Source organism: Bradyrhizobium jicamae, from assembly GCF_001440395.1.
Taxonomy (GTDB): Bacteria; Pseudomonadota; Alphaproteobacteria; order Rhizobiales; family Xanthobacteraceae; genus Bradyrhizobium; species Bradyrhizobium jicamae.
Genome location: NZ_LLXZ01000131.1, coordinates 12,661 through 30,225, shown reverse-complemented (window position 1 = coordinate 30,225; position 17,565 = coordinate 12,661). Strand labels below are relative to the sequence as shown.

14 protein-coding genes and 1 pseudogene are annotated in these 17,565 nt (G+C 57.3%); 4 read left to right on the top strand and 11 right to left on the bottom strand.

Going from position 1 to position 17,565, the window contains the following annotated elements:
• The first annotated feature begins 328 nt into the window (after positions 1–328).
• Positions 329–1,108 carry an outer membrane protein gene (locus CQ12_RS21855; RefSeq protein ID WP_057837372.1) on the top strand — a complete coding sequence of 260 codons (780 nt, stop codon included), beginning with the start codon at positions 329–331 and terminating at the stop codon, positions 1,106–1,108.
• Between the two features lie 974 nt (positions 1,109–2,082).
• Here the strand turns inward: CQ12_RS21855 and CQ12_RS21850 are convergent.
• From CQ12_RS21850 to CQ12_RS21840, 4 genes are all read right to left on the bottom strand, one after another.
• Positions 2,083–2,844: a helix-turn-helix transcriptional regulator gene (locus tag CQ12_RS21850; RefSeq protein WP_057837371.1), complete on the bottom strand. Its 762-nt coding sequence runs from the start codon at positions 2,842–2,844 to the stop codon at positions 2,083–2,085.
• Between the two features lie 220 nt (positions 2,845–3,064).
• A complete protein-coding gene (locus CQ12_RS44015) occupies positions 3,065–3,376 on the bottom strand; it encodes a ferredoxin family protein (protein ID WP_157088386.1) in 312 nt (103 codons plus the stop codon).
• Positions 3,377–5,494: 2,118 nt separating this feature from the next.
• A complete protein-coding gene (locus CQ12_RS42560; protein ID WP_083519418.1) occupies positions 5,495–5,887 on the bottom strand; it encodes an avidin/streptavidin family protein in 393 nt (130 codons plus the stop codon).
• Positions 5,888–6,235: 348 nt separating this feature from the next.
• Positions 6,236–6,964, bottom strand: coding sequence for an autoinducer binding domain-containing protein (locus CQ12_RS21840; RefSeq protein ID WP_057837369.1), 729 nt, complete (start codon positions 6,962–6,964; stop codon positions 6,236–6,238).
• A gap of 570 nt (positions 6,965–7,534) precedes the next feature.
• On the opposite strand from CQ12_RS21840, the gene CQ12_RS21835 reads away from it, so the two are divergent.
• A complete protein-coding gene (locus CQ12_RS21835; RefSeq protein WP_057837368.1) occupies positions 7,535–8,050 on the top strand; it encodes a MarR family winged helix-turn-helix transcriptional regulator in 516 nt (171 codons plus the stop codon).
• A 721-nt stretch (positions 8,051–8,771) separates the two neighbouring features.
• Here CQ12_RS21835 and CQ12_RS21830 read toward each other — a convergent pair.
• A complete protein-coding gene (locus CQ12_RS21830) occupies positions 8,772–9,560 on the bottom strand; it encodes an amidohydrolase family protein (protein WP_057837367.1) in 789 nt (262 codons plus the stop codon).
• Complete coding sequence (locus CQ12_RS21825) at positions 9,557–9,814, bottom strand: hypothetical protein (protein ID WP_157088385.1); 258 nt, start codon at positions 9,812–9,814, stop codon at positions 9,557–9,559. The genes CQ12_RS21830 and CQ12_RS21825 overlap by 4 nt, the downstream gene beginning before the upstream one ends.
• Before the next feature lie 496 nt (positions 9,815–10,310).
• Here CQ12_RS21825 and CQ12_RS21820 point away from each other — a divergent pair.
• Both CQ12_RS21820 and CQ12_RS47740 read left to right on the top strand, forming a co-directional pair.
• A pseudogene (locus CQ12_RS21820) lies at positions 10,311–10,661 on the top strand (MarR family winged helix-turn-helix transcriptional regulator); the annotation flags it as partial.
• A gap of 425 nt (positions 10,662–11,086) precedes the next feature.
• Positions 11,087–11,692 carry a transposase gene (locus CQ12_RS47740; RefSeq protein ID WP_157088384.1) on the top strand — a complete coding sequence of 202 codons (606 nt, stop codon included), beginning with the start codon at positions 11,087–11,089 and terminating at the stop codon, positions 11,690–11,692.
• A 713-nt stretch (positions 11,693–12,405) separates the two neighbouring features.
• Here CQ12_RS47740 and CQ12_RS21810 read toward each other — a convergent pair.
• The 5 genes from CQ12_RS21810 to panD all read right to left on the bottom strand — a co-directional run bounded on the left by CQ12_RS21810 (position 12,406) and on the right by panD (position 17,553).
• A complete protein-coding gene (locus CQ12_RS21810; protein WP_057837364.1) occupies positions 12,406–13,065 on the bottom strand; it encodes a Crp/Fnr family transcriptional regulator in 660 nt (219 codons plus the stop codon).
• Positions 13,066–14,044: 979 nt separating this feature from the next.
• A complete protein-coding gene (locus CQ12_RS21805; protein ID WP_057837363.1) occupies positions 14,045–15,331 on the bottom strand; it encodes an adenosylmethionine--8-amino-7-oxononanoate transaminase in 1,287 nt (428 codons plus the stop codon).
• Positions 15,328–15,960, bottom strand: a complete 633-nt coding sequence (bioD, locus tag CQ12_RS21800; RefSeq protein WP_057837362.1) for a dethiobiotin synthase — start codon at positions 15,958–15,960, stop codon at positions 15,328–15,330. The genes CQ12_RS21805 and bioD overlap by 4 nt, the downstream gene beginning before the upstream one ends.
• Entirely contained in the window at positions 15,957–17,111 is a 1,155-nt protein-coding gene (locus CQ12_RS21795) for an 8-amino-7-oxononanoate synthase (protein WP_057837361.1), read from the bottom strand. Before CQ12_RS21795 ends, bioD begins: the two co-directional genes overlap by 4 nt.
• An 88-nt stretch (positions 17,112–17,199) precedes the next feature.
• Complete coding sequence (panD, locus tag CQ12_RS21790) at positions 17,200–17,553, bottom strand: aspartate 1-decarboxylase (protein WP_057837360.1); 354 nt, start codon at positions 17,551–17,553, stop codon at positions 17,200–17,202.
• Between the last annotated feature and the right edge of the window lie 12 nt (positions 17,554–17,565).

Sequence of the window (17,565 nt, the reverse complement as noted above, 5' to 3'; positions counted from 1 at the left end):
CCTTTGTGGCCGCAGAATAGAAGACGCGTCAGTTGGACTATTCGATGCTGTTCGTCGCTGCTATCGCTTCAACGCGCGCCGCTGTAAGCGAGCTTCGATGCGAACATCATTCACTTCAACGTTAGCGTTGACGCGCGCGCATGAGGTCCCATATGCCAGCGACGTTTGCGTTGTAAGCTTCGTCACGATTTCCAATCGTACAACCTCCCGCAGCGTGAGGTTCACGCAATTTCCCAAAGGCGAGTGTTGCGGTGCAGTTACAGGCATTTTGCGATTGCGTTGCTAAGACGCACGCGGGTCGGGGCTAACAAAATGAAATGGAACTGGAATGAAGAACTTGTTGCTTGTGACTGCGAGTCTCGTCGCGCTCAGCGCGGCGGCGCCCGCATTCAGCGCGGATCTCGCTGCGCAGCCCGTCTACACCAAGGCGCCACCGACACTGGTCGCGGCCCCGATCTACGACTGGAGCGGCCTCTATGTCGGCTTCAATGGTGGCTGGGGCTCGGGCCATAACTCCTGGGATTCCGCGGGCGTTACGCCCGAGGGCTCCCACGATGCGAGCGGCAGCACCCTCGGTGGCCAGATCGGCTATCGCTGGCAGAGGGGCCAGTTCGTGTTTGGTGTCGAAGGTCAGGGCAACTTGGCTGATTTTAGAGGCTCTAATGTCAGCCTCGCTTTCCCATCTGACACCAACAGCACCAAGACCGACGCCTTCGGCTTGATCACCGGCCAGATCGGCTATGCGGTCAGCAACGTGCTATTCTACGCCAAAGGTGGTGCCGCGGTGACCAGCAACACCTATCAAATCTCGGCTCCACCTCCGACTACGCCGACACCCGGAGCGCCGATAACCCGGCCCACCGGCGGGCTGTTTGCGAGCGCCGATAACGTCCGTTGGGGCGCCGCGGCTGGCGCCGGCATCGAAGTGGGCTTCGCGCCGAACTGGTCAGTCGGCATCGAGTACGATCACCTGTTCATGGAGCCTGCCAACGTGACCTTCACCACGGCTGCTGGAGCGCCGGCGACGGATCGCATCAGCCAGGACATCGATGTCGTGACAGCGCGGATCACCTACCGGTTCGGCGACCCCTTCGTTATCAGACCCTGATCTCTTCGCGTTAGATCGGCGGATCGAAAGCCCCGGCCCTCGGCCGGGGCTTTTTTCAGCAACTCATCTGCCGCTCAAGGTCACCTACGTGCCTTCTATCCTTTCCGGGATTGCCGGATTTAATGTTGCGCAAGCTTGTTCCCGCGTGCGAACCGTATCAGTTCCCCAGGTCGAGGCTGTCGCCACCAAACGCGCCGGCCAAAATGGGAATAGCGCGTCTGGAACGGCGCCGGCACGAGATGGTGATTCAGGCTCGAGAAGACGACCGCACGCGGCCAACTACTGGGGGAACGGGCGTTGTTTCAATTCTAAGTAGCGCACTGAGCTGCGCCTCACCGTCTGTGCGGCCAGACTGCACTACAATATCCGCCGATCACATACGATCCGCCGGAGTGAGATTCTGCCATTCCTAGCATGCGAAGCTCGCGCAGCCGGTGATCTATATCAGCTATCAAATAGCGTAGATCGAACTCACTGCGGTCATCGTCATGATCAACGTGCTGCCGTTTACCGCGGACAGTTCCGCTACGGGATCGTGGCAGCAGGCCCTATCTCGTTGTGAATGCTGCTCGCCTGAACAAGAACAAGACGCCCCCACTTGCTCGACGATGACTACGCACCTGGCCCCTCAGATGGGGTGGCACAACAGCGCGGCTTGGGACTCGGGTCGAACCGGTCCCTCTTCACAGATCTGGCGGGGTACTCGATCGACACCCTGGTTTAAGAGAATTGAATCGCTGCACACCTCGCTTGCGCAGCATCAAATCGGATAAGGCTACGAGTGCCAGAGTGTGGCAAGACGTGTCCGAGGTGGCGGCGCCTCGAGATGACGGTAGCTACGAACTACTGGCGGCCCGATCCGGCGACCGGCGCAATCCATGCAGCTGTACCGATGCGGCATGTAAGGTTGCTGCCATTTTCAGGAGGTTGATTCACCTTGCCACGGAGACGCCTACGAGCGGACGCCACACGCGCTAGACGCGCATCGAGTTGGCAGTGCTGGGACCGCCGAGAATCAGGTTGAGGCGGATCGCCTTCACGATGGCCTGGGTCCGGCTCGTCGTACCGAGCTTTCGCATGGCGTTCTTAAAATGAAAATTGACCGTGTTCTCGCTGATCTTCAGTATCATCCCGATTGCCCAAGACGATTTCCCTTCTGCCGCCCACCGCAGGCAATCTTTTTCGCGATCGGACAGCGTCACTTTCCCGTTGCAGCTGCTATCCGAGGGCCGAGCGATCTCTGAGAATGCGATGTGAAAGTGCCAGGCCAGTACGTAGAGATGACTCATACGATACTGAGGATCGGCATCGTCGAAGGGGGACGCAAACGATACCACTGAGACTTGCCCCGAGGGTCCAAATAATGGCACGCTCATGGCATGCTTTAAACCTGCCTCTCTGGCCTCATCTAGTACGCGCTGCTCCCCTGATTGCAGTTGATATTGCTTGGCAAGCTCGTCCCACAGAAACGGCCCCGAACGCATTGGTGTCCGCCGGACCACCGGGTCGATGTCATGATAGTTGCGTTCAAAATAACGGTGGCACCAGTCACGCGGAAAGTTCACGGTCACTGCGGGCGGCAGATACTCCTGTACACGAGGCGGCTCCGCGCAGGTGAGTGCTCCGTAAGCGACTTCACTGAAGCCCTCCTCGCTCGCAGAGCTTACAAGGAGATCGAACAGCTCCTTGATAGAGTGCGTTCTCTTCGCGCATTCGATGAAGCTGAAAAGTTCCATGTGGCGCCTCACGAGACCGGCTCAAAAGGCCGGCGTTTGCGCCGTTCGATTGAGCGAGTCTTAGACGAAGCCCAGCAGCATTCTGCTCACTGAGCCTTTGGCTCCGCTCTTCATGCTGCCTGAACAGTCGCGCGCTCCGACAAACGCGACTCCCGAATTCGTGGACCTCTCCAGCATCGACCCAAAAGGAACAGTTGAATCGAAACCGGGGGCACGCCGATCAAGCAGCGGAGGTGCAGCGGCCGCCTACACCCGTAGAGCACGCGATAGTTGCTCGGACAGTTCTCTTTTTTTGTCGGTTGGGGCGCTCGCCGAGGACGCGGTACATGCCGCATTCCATGCAGCCGTCGAGGTGCTTTCCATCTTGCACTTGTCCTTCGCTTCGTAGCAGTGCGGGGCTGGCTTTCACGAGAGAAACAGCTGCACCGACGACATTGTGCGTACGCACGCTGGTATGGACACGACCGACATCGACGAGACAGCGATTGTCGAACAGCTCCTGCTCGAGGCACAGTAATGGCTCGAGCTTCATGGTTCAGCCTTCGTAGTTGGTATCCACGATCAGCGCTCAACGCTTCAACTTCCTGCTTACGTGTTAACTTTCCGAACACCGGTGGCCACTTTTCCGGATCGTGCGCGGTCGCACCAGGCGCGCGCGAATATTGGCCGCGCTCCCGCCGCAGCACATTCATGCCGCACCTGGCTATAGTTATCTCGACGATATTGCTGGCCATTCCGGCGCCGACCATGCCATCGAGCTTTACATCGATCGTGACAAGCTCCTCTAGCTCGTGATCCGATTGCGCGAATGTAGCGGCAGACGCGCACCAAACGCGGCTGTCAGCGCTGCGATCGGCACCGACGGTCAGTGCCTTGCGTAAGGACTCGGCGGCATCTGGAGACCCATGGTGAGGACAGTGAGCTCGCCCCCGAACTCGTCGCCTAGCTCCGGGACCGATCGCAGCCCGGAAAGATCGTAGATGTTGATAATGATCCGCTTCCCCCTGGCGCACGTAGTTGTTGGCCACGGCGCGCGCGCACTGCGCGAAGTCACAAATATGCTTGATGCAAACGATACCTTCCATGCGGTACTCCACAAGTTCCGAGAACCTGGGATGAGAACAGCAAGCCTCGTACCAATTGCAACGATCGCAAAAATCAGGCACGAGGACAGGCGCTTGAGAGAATCGGCAATCGATGCATCGCGTTAGCGATCGAAGCAATAGCGACATTGTCCGAAACGCGACAAGCCGTTTGCAGCAGCCGCGACATTAGTTGATATACATCTAGAAAGAGCGCGGCGTAGAGCGCGATGTGTTTTTCTGCCTCTCATCTGCGGGCCGAGTGCTGCGCGCAACGAAGGTGAGCAGCCACAGCGTCACGAGACCGACACTCCGCTCCCCCTGGACAATGCTTCTCACCACCATGAGCAAGTCGAGATCGCGGATCGTCTCGACATCGAGCAGAGCAAGGCTGATTCGACGACTTTTTCCGACTTCAAATCTGGGGCTTTTTGCACGTCCGTCGAACCCGTTGCGATTGACAGAGCTTCGTCGGGCTCGCGCGACATCCTGTGTGGATGGCAACAATTTGCGGCCCGGCCAACTACCAACACCAGTGATTGATCTAGATGATAGACGCCTGTCACCTATCAGTTGAGATATACAGGATCGCGCGAGTGACATGCCTTGACCAAGACCAGGCGACGCACGCCTTGAATGCGGCGGGTCAAACGCGCTCGCAAGAGGTCAGTATGCAGGATCAATCACGCTGTTCTCTCGCCATCAGTCTTGATCGATGTTCTGCCTCCTCATATGCCGAAATCCGGCGCGCTGAGATCTGCTCCAGCGACCTCTCTCCTTTTGGAGGCTCATGATGCACTCACCGACGCCATGGCCAAGCGCGGGCTTCAAAAGGCGTCTGAGCGTCGGGCCTGTCAAATACTCTATCGCGATGCCAAAGAAGCTTCATACTGTCAGCGGGTCGAGCGCATCGTCGAATTGACCGAGCTGCCCGTGCTCGATGGCGGAGGAAGCCGTAGTTAGATCGAAAGCTCCTCGCGCGCCTGGACGGACCGGTGCCGCTGCTGATCGTGGCCGAACGCCTACCCGAACCTTTATGCCGAATGGGTCAAGGCGCTCTGCAGTATCGGCATGATGATTCATGTAAACTACGGCCTCCGCGCTGGCGCAAGGCGACATTGCCGGATCTCCGCTGGCACGAAGCTCATTTGCTCGTAGCATCCGATCTTTACGACCTCCCCTCGACTTGCATGACCGTCACGTCAACAAGATTCATCACATCACCGCGTCAATCGCCTCGCCGAAGCTCGGCGAAAATGAAGACTGGCTGCGGGAGGTCGCCAGTGACTGGATTGCTTGACGGCCGTCGGTTCGATGGCGTCGCAGAAATCGGCTTCAAGGCCTTCACCGACTGTAGAATCGGGAACGGATCAAGCTGATCAGGTTCGACAAGAAAAGCCTGCACTGCTGAGACACCAACTGCTTCGCGTGCGCGACCTACGCCTGACGGAACGCGAGATCATCGCATAGAAGGATGAAGGAGAACGAGAGACGGCCGGCATCGAAGACTTGAGGTCTGGCGGCAGACCTCATTTGCGCGGCGGAAGCTGAGCAGAACGAACCGCTAGCTACCATATTCGTGTAAAAGTATCGGCGCCCTTGAGCTTTTTCGGATGACCATTTCCGTCGACATAAAACAACGTCCAGGACGTTGGCAGTTGAGAACCATTGGTCCTTCCGACCCAGCGCGTGAAGGAATTGCATCGAGCAAATGTTACGACGAAATACAGACCTGTTGGTTTAACGGCACCGGATGCAGGATATGGAATGCCCTGGCATTGGAAGCCCTGAGCATGATTTGTAAAAGTGCCTTGTATGTTCCCGTTGTTGGAAGACCATATAAACAACTCCGAGCCACGCTCATTCTTCCAATACGACGGAGCCGGAAGTCCCTGGGCCAAGACCTCACCGCAGAGCAACAGGAACTGAGCGGTCAGGAAAAGTCCTAGCAGTTTTTTCATGATGAGAACCCCAATCAATAAGCTCGCTCAAAAGTAGTAGTCTATATTACATTCTCGGCCTCTACAATGACTTATGCAATGCAAATCGATCATTCTTAGTACGCGCGATAAAAGCCCTTTCAAGATGGGCTTTGCGTCGATAAACCTACTGCAGCGGCCAGCATATAGCAGAACTGATGGAGAACCGCAGCAAACCTATTTCGTTCTGACGAATAGGCTATGGGAGGAGTACATCGCAGCCGAGCCGAACAATCACGGCAAAGACCGGTTCTACGAACTCAACCGCGCTTGGGAAAGCCTCCTACCGGTGACGGTGCGCCAGTCAACGCCGCGAGAGGTTGCGGATGACTAGGACAACAAACCGCGTCGCAAGGCCTCCGCGACGCACTGGGCAATAGATGCTGCGCCAAGCTTGCGGCGGGCGTTCTCTAGGTGAAAGACTACAGTTCGCGGCGCAATCTGGACCAACACCGCGATATCCGCCGCAGTTTTTCCCTGTGCGATCCATGCAAGACATTGGCGCTCGCGCTGAGTGAGTTCGCTTCCGGCAAGTTTATCGGTGGAGGGTACGTCGAGCCTGGCGGCCACATGACTATGAAAATACAACCCGACGAGATGTACGAGATCCTTCCAGTCTGCCACGAGCCGTTCCGTTTGAACGTCGCGGTCGTCCGTCGCCAGCGTAAATGCGGCCATCCGCCCAAATCCACCCCTGATCGGCACAGTGACGCCTGACCTAATGCCGAAAGTCGCCGCTTCATCGAAGAACCGGCGCTGCTCGCGGTTTCCGACCGGGGCTGAGCCCTCTCCTCCCCAACTGAACATTGCGTGCTCGACACGCGCGCGGCGTACCACAGGATCGAGTTGCTGATACCCAAGCTGGAAATAACGGCTGGTCCAGGATTTGGGATAGGACGAAATCAGCATCGGCGTGTCGCCGGTCAGGCGCAGATACGCAAATCGCTGGAAGCCAAGATTCTGCGTGAGACGTGTTGCGATACGTTCGAAATCAGTCGGGTCGGCCGCGGTTTGAATACTATCAATGAATTCCTGAAAAATGCTTTCGACCGGGTTCATTCAGACTTCCACCATCTTGAACACAATAGCCGCACGTCCCGATGACCTCGCTGCGCATTTGGCGAACAAGCTATCCGGCCTGGTAGGTCGCGCGACCTCTCGACAAGAGTAGAATTCCGCAACGCCGCGCGGCCGAGCTAGACGCGCACAGGAAGACCCTGCCCGTCCGCCAACGCACCTATGGCAATCCATGTCTCCATCCTTTAGGCCGGAACTGGTTTCTGGCCTGATATTGTTGGGAAGAAATAGGCGTTAACAATTGAGGGAGTATTTTGATTCGGCGATGGACTTGTTCGAACGGCACCGCATGGGTGCCACGTGGTGGCCATTATCTGATCAAGACGCGCGAAAATCTCAGATCCTAACGATAACGGCTGAGCCTGGAACCAAGGAACTCATGTCTGTACGTAACGTACGCAGCGCGCCTTTGATTCCGTCGCTGTAATCTAAATGCTTCACTTTCGTCCGAAGCGTACCGATAATTTTCATCTGTTTCCTGGGGCGGCATTGTCCCTGTTTTCAGTTTGCGCTAGGCAGAAACAAGCTACGGATGGGAAGCCCTGACATACGATGCCGTCGGATTTGCCTAACCGACCAAGAGCGGTGAACGGTCCTTCTGCTGAGAGTCAGGAGTTGGCCCGGCAATTTATGTGGGAGATCAGATCCATTAATATGTGTCTGGAGGCACTTCGCCAGTTGCAAGCCAATGTACTTGGCATCACTGGGCCACAGTGGATGATCTTGATTGCCTTGGCAGACTTAGACAAAGAAAACGGTGTTCCTGTGAATGTGGTATCAAAATTGATGCACGTCGACGCTTCATTCGTCACGACCCAATCAAAGCTGCTCGAGAAAAAGGGTTTTCTGCGGCGCACGCCCTCCACAAGCGATGCTAGGGTCGTACAGATGTCGCTGACGGACAAGACGTACAAGCATCTCGCGAGCCTCGCGGCACAACAGGACGCACTCGATGAATTCGTTTTTGGTGAATTCGGTGTTCGCGAATTGACCGAGTTCGCTAACAGGCTCACTGCACTCAGGCATCGGCTAGAGAAAGCTCGGTTGAAAGTCGCTCTGGATTTCTGAGGCCCAAATAGGACAATCCCCAGAAATGGCACTCAGTCTACGTCGCGTTAACTCCGCCTCGAACACAATGCAGTAAAGTAAAGATTCCCGTGTCCTCCCAGGAGACTCTCGCTGTGGGCCTTCGCCAGCGGCTACTGGTTCGATGGGCATTGCCGTGTGGGTTCTGAGAAAGCCTTGATGGGCCGCCTCGATCTGGCGGCTGCCCTCAAGCGAAGTGCTCCTTTCGGACCCCACGCAATCGTGCGGATTATCTCTCCTGTGGCGGGCCTCGCTTCGACCGAGAACAAACCGTACCTCGATCAGGGGTGTCTTCAGCAAGCGCAGAACGTTAGCCACTCCTAAATCTAGCGTCTCCGGACGGGAATGGCTTACGAGCGGGCCGTTTCTCGAAGCATCGCGTAGCTCTAGGGTTTTGGCGGAAGCGAGCGCCGCGCGCGAGCCTCTTGGTGAGCTTTGATCTCTCGAGCCGAAAGGCGCGAGCGATACGGCGCGCTCAGCAGCAACAGAAAAAGCGCCCTGTTGGCTTCGTAGCTGGCAGCCGGTCGGTCGATTTGTGAACCCGTCATTACCAGCGTGCCTTCGCTTGTGCAGACCGACCACAACCACCTTCGCCCGCGCTGCCTTAAGGAAATTTCGAAGACTGGAAATCGATCATACAAAGCATCAGCCCTCAAGCCATAACCTCCACCTGTAGACTGCATTCCTGCATCCATAGTGCAACCTACGCCGGTGCCGGCCTGCTTGTTGCGCTTCGAAACCCGTAGAGGGCAGCAGACGTCTCGCCGAGGATACGCTCTCGGGCGTCCTTGTCTGGAACGAGCTTCTCAAGCCACTCCAGGGTCTGCGCATAGGATGGCGCATAAGCGTGGGCAGCTGTCACGTGCGGCCAATCCGAACCCCACAGCAGTTGTTCGGGCCCAAGCGCCTCCAGCATCCTGCCGGCCGCTGCCTGGGCCCAGCCATCTGGGACGCGTCCGACTCCCGACAACTTCACCCACACTTCGGCGCCCTGGGCGAGCGTCAGGAGACGCTCCAGGCGCGAATCCCAAGCGGGATCGCTGGCGCTGTCCGCAAGTCCGAAGCCTCGGAACACGAGGCGATGGCCGTCCGCCAGGAGCAGTTCTGCCAGGTGCTCACGTCCTTCGACGCCGCCGGACACCTCCAAGTGCAAGCCCAGCTGAAGGGCAGCCTCGAGCGACTCGGCCAGTGGATCGGGATCCTCGAGGGTCAGCGCCAGACCCGCGGCCCCTGATCGGCCCCACTCCTCGAGGACCTCAAGGGCCAGCGGTTGCACGAGTGGCGGAATGAGTCTCACCGGCATTCGGGCCTGACTCGCCTGCGCGAAGAGCTCGGTCGGGTCGCCGTTCAGGAAGGAGGGCTGAACCAAGACCAGCCCGGTGATCGCGCAATCGCGCGCGGCGCCGTCCAGCTCTTCCAACGAGCCGTCGATGATGGGCGCGGCGCGCCGGGCCTCGCGCCGGAAGGCGTGGACCTCGCAGTCGATCCTCATGGAGTGCCCTCGCCGCAGACCGCAGCCGGCAGAGCGCCCGCGAGGGCCCTGTTCACCAGCCAAAGCAGGTCCTCGACGGCGGCGTGGCGCGTATACAGCCTCTCCTCCAGCTTCTGCTCGATGGCGCGGCGGGCGACGTCCCGCTGCGCGTGCGGGCTGTGGCGCTCGAGCTCCATGATGTCGCCGATAGGGGCGAGTCCCACGATGGAATGCACGCGCCCTGTTGCAAATCTGGGCCGGCTGTAGATGCGCATTTGGTTATGTCTTCAGCTCTGTAAGTGTTAGCTGCGAAAACGTGCCAGAAGCAGATAAGTGAAGAGGATCTGCTCTCGCAGCTTGCGCCCATTCGGAAGGCTGTGGGCCCGGCGATCTCGTCCGATGCAAGTACCTCGCGAGCGGAGTCCAGAATCGTTGCCCCAGTCCTGCAACAACTGTGGCCGTTGCGCTGCCTGCGCCGGCATTTGCCTCGACGACACCCTGTAATCGGCCGCCACGTATTAGAAGGACGCAGGCGCAGGGCCAACACAATATTCATGCGTCTTGACTTCTTTGGGAGCACCGATCTTCTACCAGCAATCTACTTACTTGGACGACTTTTTCTCGGGATAGCAGCTTGTTTCCTGCAAGCTTCCAAGGTAAGCGCCAAATGGTGCAGAAATTCCGCGATTTTTGCTGCCATTATGCAGGATATCAAACTGATGGGCGCCGCTTCCGCACCTTGGCCGTAGTCGATGATGAACCGAGCCGCAGTGGTTGATCCTCATGGCGATCAACGAACTCGATGAAGGCAGCGGAGTTTCGGGCATTGCGGTTGCAACTAAGCTGCATATCCATCCAGCCTTCGTTACCAATCAAACAAAAAAACTGGAAGGCATGGAATTTCTGAGCCGCGTTACCGATGACGCAAGATACTTGCGGATCTCTCTCACTCACAAGGCGCGGGCAGAAATCGAGTCTCTCTCAAGCAAACGACAGGCCCTCAACTCGACGATTTTTGATGGTCTCGATGAGGAGTCTCTTCACTATCTCAACAGACGACTGACTTTGATCGCCAAGAGCAGTCGATTGGCATCTCAAAAACTAAACATCGGTATATTATAGGCATCTATAGCGAAGAACAGTTGGCCAGTTCTGGCCCACTCTCCACGGCTATGCCGTCGATGAACACAACCAAAGCCTCAGATCGACGAGAGCCGGCCGTGACACCGCCCTCCCCTTGGTGCATTTGAAGGCGCGCGCGGAACGTTGATCGATCCACGACAGGTTCTGCATGCTGAGCACTTCGCACGGGGATTGGCACGATCTCAGAACTGCACCCCGTTTTGACCAGACACCGGCGTTAGCCGAGGAGCTAGGCTGACCTGCTCCAGCCAGATTAGGCCAATTGAAGCTGGAATTTTCCAACTATGATCCCGTGTTGGGACGAGGAGAGTTCCATGAAGGCAATGTCCAAGACGTTTTCAAAGGTTGAAGTCAGCCACCGGCGTTGCCCGTCCGCGTCGGTTTTATGACGGAACAGAAAGCTCTTGGTCGTCAACGAGACGCTGCAACCGGGCATGTCGATTAGCTATGTTGCCCGTCGCCATGGGCTTTCCCCGAGCCTGGTCTTCCGGTGGAGGCGGCTGATGAGCAAAAGGAGCAAGGAAGCGGTGCGGGCGGATGAGGATGTGGTCGCCGCATCCGAGGTCCGTCGGCTGGAGGAACGGGTTCGTGACTCGAACGCATGCTCGGCCGCAAGACCATGGAGGTCGAGATCCTCAAGAAAGGCTCTACCTTGCGCGGGTAAAAAACCGACCTTGCTGTCGCGATCGCACGCACCGGAGGATACTCCGCTCCACCTTCTGTCGCGCCGCATGGCCGGTCTTTGTCTAGCTTCTTTGACCTGGCTGTATCATTGCTACCAGCCAGCTAAGCCAGATCCGAAGACAAGTTTCTGCATGATAGTCATTGCACTCTCTTTCAAAGTCAGTCCGGTACTCGGTGCCATATTAAGCCGCTCGCAACCAGCGACGCCATTCACGATCGGCTTGCCTCCGCGCCTTGAAGCGGCCGACGCATTTCCTGGAGCAAAGGGCCGTTCGCCAGGAGTGATAGCGGATCAGCCCGCACTTTCCGCCGCATCACCTTACTGAATCGTGTTGGGAACTATGGGAGCAATTGCGCATTCTCGTCTCCTATTGGCATTACGTGAATAGCACCTGCAATTTTCACCGCGCGCAGCGAGCCGCTCGCACGTGAAGTGCGGCATTGACGACACCAAGTCTCGCGATATGTACGAACACCGGACGCAAGAGCTTGCCTCTGATGCGCGCGTCCTTCGCGATGGGGCGCTTCATAGGCGTGCTTCGCTGGCCGGGATGTTGGATTTCCTAACGATAACGATGTTTCAGCCTTGATTAAATTCATAAGTCGCACTTTGGCGCTTAAATACCGCGCTCAGGCGGATTTCTTCGACGGATTTCGACTGTCCGTGCCTGTTGGCCGAGTGCTGACAACATTCAGCCTGGCGTCCATCAGCTCCACCTCTTTGCCTTTGCGCGGTCAAAAGGGCAATCCGATTTCCCTCCAGCTGCCTGAGATGCATCGTCACCGTTGACTGGCGAGGATGCCGAGCTGGTGGCTGCAAGAACGTGCGTACGTTAGTGCCTATTTGGCGCCCTCGAAATGATGCTGCCCAACTATACGGAAATGTCACCGAAGAAAATGGCTGCACAGGTCACTGCGACGCGTGCAGACAACAGCGTCGTCGGCAACTCGATGTTTAAAATTAACTGAACGGTGAATCAGAACGCCGAGGCGACTTTGCTAGCCCGCCCAAAATTTTGCTGGAAATCGCAGACACAGACTAGGTATAAGCGTATGAAATAAGTTTGTAACAGCCACACGCCGTTTGCTCGAGGCCCTTGCGTCCATCGATCTGCAAGACGCCGCGCATCTTGCGAACCAAGCCTTGCTTTTCAAATCGGGTCAAGGTCTCCGTTACCCCAGCGCGGCGCAACCCCAAGACAGACGAAAGATAGTCATGGGTGACTGGAAGCACATGAGCGCCAAGAGCATCACTGGCCAAACAAAGCCAGCTCGCGAGCCGCTTTTCGCGATCGTGCCGAACCCCGCATAATCCTGTCTGAGCGCAGTGCAAGGCCAGCGCGTGAAGGTACTGGAAAAGCTGTTGTCGGATTTCAGGACGCTCGGTCATCACCCGACACAAATCTTCGATACGGATCCTGTGCGCGTTTCCAGGAACGAGCACAACAGATTGATGCGTCGAAGGATGCTCTCCCACAAAGAGCGAAGCGCCGACCGCGCCCCGATGTCCTATCACCGCCGTCTCAAGGATGCTGCCCGCCGCGACAATCCTTAGCGAGACAAGGCCCGACTCGATAAAATAGACATGATCAGGATGCCTTTTTGGCTCCTGCAGCACCATGCGTTCTTTCAGGACGATCGGCTCAAGGAACTCCCCTATTGCCGCTAGGTCTTGACAAGAAATTCTCGTCAGAATCATGTTTTTGACAGAGGACCGCGTATTAGGACGCGCCGTACTAGGCCGGTTGAAGCATCTGCTATGCGCCGGAGACTCGCTTGAGAGCGGTATATCCGGAGCTATCAATCGCGCCCATGGTCGGTCATGGTGTGATCCGTCTCCTGGCATGGGGATTTCTTCCGGGTCAACACCGCTGACTGTGACGAAATATTCACTACGAACTGTAATGACGTTTCATTCTTGATTAATGCAATGAGCCCCGGATCGACGCTCAAATCCCGCTTTCGAGCGACCCCTTCTGATGGATTCCGACTGGCACCCTCGCTTGGAGCGTCAGCGCCACCAACTTGGCTTTGCGCGGTCAAACGGCAATCCGAATTGCGCCTCCCGCTGCTTGATATGCATGGTTATGGTGGGCGGTGTGCGATGGCTTTGCGCTTGCCTTGGCGAACCTGAGGTCGTTGGGTTCCTCAGAAAAAATGCGCCGAGCTTGCCGAAAGGCGCGTATTCATAGCCCCGCCTAGAGCAACTCTCCCGGCGTGGATCAAGAGCCCCCCGGTGGTCCAAACTCCATCCCCCTACGAACGCGATTTCGGTCTGCGTGCATATCAGAAGCGGCGGGTGGATGAAAACGCCAGCGCCGCCATCATCCAGAATCACGAGACCTCGGGACTTCTCGGAGCAAGAGCCGGGAGGTGTATTGCGAACGAAGGATGGAACCAACCCGCAAACGATCAAACTCTCGTCTGGGAGGCGCCCTCCGAATGTGGCTTATCTTGATCCCGATCTGTCGATTGGCCCGCGTACCTGGGAGGTCGGTTCCAAAGAAAGGGCAAGAGAAAAACTTTCATCGTGAGGGGAAATACACAGCTAGCTTTCCAGAAATCAGAGACAGACACATCGAGACGGTCCGATAGTCGCTCGATCATACAAGAGGACTTCCCAGCGCCAATTCGTCATGAGGAGCACTTGGATCGCGTTGGCGTACTCCACATGAGAGTTACGCAACCGAAGCGCGCCTTCCAGTTAGCGCATCGGCAGCATCCGTGATGCCGCCGTAAATTTCATCAAGATCGGCCGCCGTGACACAATATGGCGGCATTACGTAGATCGTATTGCCGAGCGGCCGCAGTAGCAGACCTCGGCCCTTAAAGAACGCCTGAAGCTTCGGACCGTTGCTCGCGAAATAGCCCGCTTCCTTTGCTTTCAGATCGAGTGCTGTAATCGTGCCTGTTCGACGGACGTTTTCGAACCGTGGATCGGCGCGGAATGACTCAATTGCCTGCTCTTGCATTGTGGCGACTGACGCCACATGCTGGCGACATTCCTGATCTTGCCAGAGATCCAGGTTGGCCTTTGCGGCGGCGCAGGCCACTGGGTTCGCAGTATATGAACTCGAGTGAAAGAACGTACGCGTACGATCTTTTGCATAGTGCGCGTCGAAAATATCCGCGCGACAGAGTGTCACCGCGAGCGGAAGCGCCCCTCCCGTGAGGCCTTTCGAATAGCAGGCAATATCTGGCGTGACGTTGGCCTGCTCGCAAGCGAACAATGTTCCGGTGCGGCCCCACCCCGTCATGATCTCGTCGGCAATGAACAGGACGTCCGAGGCTTCGCAAATTCGCTTCATCTCTCTTAGCACCCAGGCCGGGTACATCAGCATCCCGCCCGCACCCAATATTAGAGGCTCCACAATAAAGGCTGCTGGCATTTCGTTTCGACATGCAGACTCGAGCGCATCGAGCGTTGCCTGTTCATGCCCTCTCGCGGGAAACGGGATTGAGGTAACGTCGAACAGCAGAGGCCCGTACGCCGCGTTGAACACACTTCTAGCACCGACCGACATCGCTCCGACCGTATCGCCGTGGTAGGAATGTTGCATCACGACAATGCGTATTCGCTGTTTCCCGATATTGTGCCAATAGCCGAGTGCCATTTTTAAGGCGACTTCCACACTGGTTGAGCCACTGTCGGAAAAGAAGACATAGTCGAGGCCGCGGGGAGCGAGTTTCAAAAGTTGTGCAGCAACTTCCTCAGCCGGTTCGTGGGTATGGCCGGCAAAGATAATCTGGTTAAGCTTTTCTGCCTGTTTCTGAATCGCGCTCACGATGTGTGGATGGCAATGTCCATGGGTCACGACCCACCAGGATGAGATTGCATCGATAATACGGCGACCATCGACTGTGTGGAGATAAGCACCATCACCTCGTATAACCCTCGTTATCTCGTCTTGAAGCGCGTGTTGCGAGAACGGATGCCAGACGGGCGACCTTTTCTTTGGCATCATGGGTTGAAATCACCAGCACGGAATGAGGCTTTGAACGCGGCCGGCAGCGCGTCTGCCGTGAGCGGGGAAAGCCAAGGCAATCGCCCCAACCAACGCACCCGCCCGATCTCGCAAATTGCGCTCTCAGTCTCCGAATTTCTTTCGCCAATGAAGGCAATCCCAAGAATGTCGATCTGGCGCTTTCGCAGGGCCTCTATGGAGAGCAGCGAGTGATTGATCGTACCCAGTGCCGTCCGCGCGCAAAGCACGACTGGAAGCTGCCATCGCTCGAAGAGGTCAATGTAAAGCGTACCGCCTCTCAGCGGCACCATTAGCCCGCCGGCGCCCTCGATAACCAGCGGTCGCTCCCCGGTGTCCGGAATATCGAGCGCATCCACGTCGATGCGAACTTCGTCAATTTCGGCGGAATGATGCGGCGAAGCGGGCGTTCGAAGGCGGTAGCGCTCCGGCACGACGCGATCGGGTGAGAGACTGCCCAGCCTTGCGACGACTTGGGTGTCGGTCTCTCCGTCGAGACCCGCCTGAATCGGCTTCCAATAGTTCGCGCCGAGGAGATCGGCGAGACCCGCGGAAAACACCGTTTTTCCTATCCCGGTATCCGTACCGGTCACCACGATTCGCTGACTCATCGAGACCAGCCCCTCGTCTCTTCAGTAAGCGCATCTAGCATCGCACGCACGTCATCCTCCCCAACGTTGAGTGTCAGTGAAATTCGCAAACGGGCCGTGCCCGCCGGCACGGTTGGCGGCCGGATCCCGCGAATATCAAACCCGCGAGTTTGCAACGCTGAGGCCAGCCACATTGCACGGGCATTGTCGCCAACGATATAGGGCACGATTTGCGAGTCTGAGGGACTTCGCCAACCGCGCACACCGATCTCACGATGCGTGAATGCGACCAGCTTGGCCAAACGCTGCTGATGCTCGGGTTCCTCCTGCAGGATTGAGAGTGCCTCCCGTACTGCGACAGCGGTCAAGGGGGACGGCGCGGTGGCAAAGATAAACGGACGGCAGCGATTGACCATGAAGTCGCGCAGCACCCCTGAAGCCGTGACAAGCGCACCTGCGGCACCCAGCGCTTTGCCGCAGGTATGAACGACCAAGAGATTTTCGCGCCCCTCATAGGGTGCGGTGAGCCCGCGTCCCTGCTCGCCGTAGACGCCCGTGGCATGGGCCTCGTCCACGATCAGGAACGCGTCACACCGGTCCGCAATCGCGACCAGGTCTTTAAGCGGGGCGAAATCGCCATCCATGCTGTAGAGACTTTCGACCACAATCCAGACGCGGCCTATTCCGCCCTTGGCCCGCCAGTCACCAATTGTGTTTTCGACCGATTGGGGGTCGTTATGGGGGCTTATCCGAAACTCCGCCCGGCCAGCCCGCGCGCCTTCATGAATACTCGCGTGCACGAGAGAATCGAGAACGAGCAGATCGCCCCGCTGCGGCAGCGTTGTCAGGACGGCAAAATTTGCGACATAGCCGCCGCCGAAGAAAAGCGCCGTCTCCGCCCCAAAGAACCTGGCAGCTTCCGCTTCGAGACGTTCGTGCTCCTCGCAATTCCCGCGCAGAAGCCGCGACCCGCCGGCCCCGATCGGTGTGCCCGCCTCCAGCGCAGCCAAGATAGCATTTTTGATGCGCGGCGCGCTCGCCAGCGCGAGATAATCGTTCGATGCGAAGTCAACTCCTGTGCGCGGCCTAAGACTGCGCAGCCGGTTATCTTCTTTCAAGGCATGTAATTGTGCAACGTAATCGGCAATTTTGCCCGAATGGATTGAATTCATTCTTCACTTCCAGAGAAGTCATCGATCGCGATCGCGCCAGAGCTCTGATGCCGTCAAGCACCAAGGCTCCAACATCGCCTCATAGCTTTTAACTTGGTAGGATGCGGTTTTCTGGGTCAACCAGCACAACACGGGGTCTAAAGAACTTAGCTTCCGCCTCATCAAAGGAGGCATATGCAACGATAGCAATTTTGTCTCCGGGTATGGCAAGTCGCGCAGCTGCACCATTCAAGTCTATGGTTCCCGACCGCTTGGGCGCTGCGGTGACATAGGTGGCGAAGCGCACTCCCGTTTCGATGTTGTAGATTTCGACGCGTTCGTTGATCAGGAAACCTGCCGCGTCTAGCAGCGCGCGATCAATTGATATCGAGCCCTCAGAGTGCAGATCGGCTTCGGTCACCGAGGCACGATCGATCTTTCCTTTCATCAACGTAACCTGCATCTGTCCCCTACA

What these genes read in the sequence shown, in the direction of transcription:
- CQ12_RS21855 (WP_057837372.1), top strand. Translation starts at nt 329, where the DNA reads ATGAAGAACTTGTTGCTTGTGACTGCGAGTCTCGTCGCGCTCAGCGCG.
- CQ12_RS21850 (WP_057837371.1), bottom strand. Translation starts at nt 2,844, where the DNA reads ATGGAACTTTTCAGCTTCATCGAATGCGCGAAGAGAACGCACTCTATC.
- CQ12_RS44015 (WP_157088386.1), bottom strand. Translation starts at nt 3,376, where the DNA reads ATGAAGCTCGAGCCATTACTGTGCCTCGAGCAGGAGCTGTTCGACAAT.
- CQ12_RS42560 (WP_083519418.1), bottom strand. Translation starts at nt 5,887, where the DNA reads ATGAAAAAACTGCTAGGACTTTTCCTGACCGCTCAGTTCCTGTTGCTC.
- CQ12_RS21840 (WP_057837369.1), bottom strand. Translation starts at nt 6,964, where the DNA reads ATGAACCCGGTCGAAAGCATTTTTCAGGAATTCATTGATAGTATTCAA.
- CQ12_RS21835 (WP_057837368.1), top strand. Translation starts at nt 7,535, where the DNA reads ATGCCGTCGGATTTGCCTAACCGACCAAGAGCGGTGAACGGTCCTTCT.
- CQ12_RS21830 (WP_057837367.1), bottom strand. Translation starts at nt 9,560, where the DNA reads ATGAGGATCGACTGCGAGGTCCACGCCTTCCGGCGCGAGGCCCGGCGC.
- CQ12_RS21825 (WP_157088385.1), bottom strand. Translation starts at nt 9,814, where the DNA reads ATGCGCATCTACAGCCGGCCCAGATTTGCAACAGGGCGCGTGCATTCC.
- CQ12_RS21810 (WP_057837364.1), bottom strand. Translation starts at nt 13,065, where the DNA reads ATGATTCTGACGAGAATTTCTTGTCAAGACCTAGCGGCAATAGGGGAG.
- CQ12_RS21805 (WP_057837363.1), bottom strand. Translation starts at nt 15,331, where the DNA reads ATGATGCCAAAGAAAAGGTCGCCCGTCTGGCATCCGTTCTCGCAACAC.
- bioD (WP_057837362.1), bottom strand. Translation starts at nt 15,960, where the DNA reads ATGAGTCAGCGAATCGTGGTGACCGGTACGGATACCGGGATAGGAAAA.
- CQ12_RS21795 (WP_057837361.1), bottom strand. Translation starts at nt 17,111, where the DNA reads ATGAATTCAATCCATTCGGGCAAAATTGCCGATTACGTTGCACAATTA.
- panD (WP_057837360.1), bottom strand. Translation starts at nt 17,553, where the DNA reads ATGCAGGTTACGTTGATGAAAGGAAAGATCGATCGTGCCTCGGTGACC.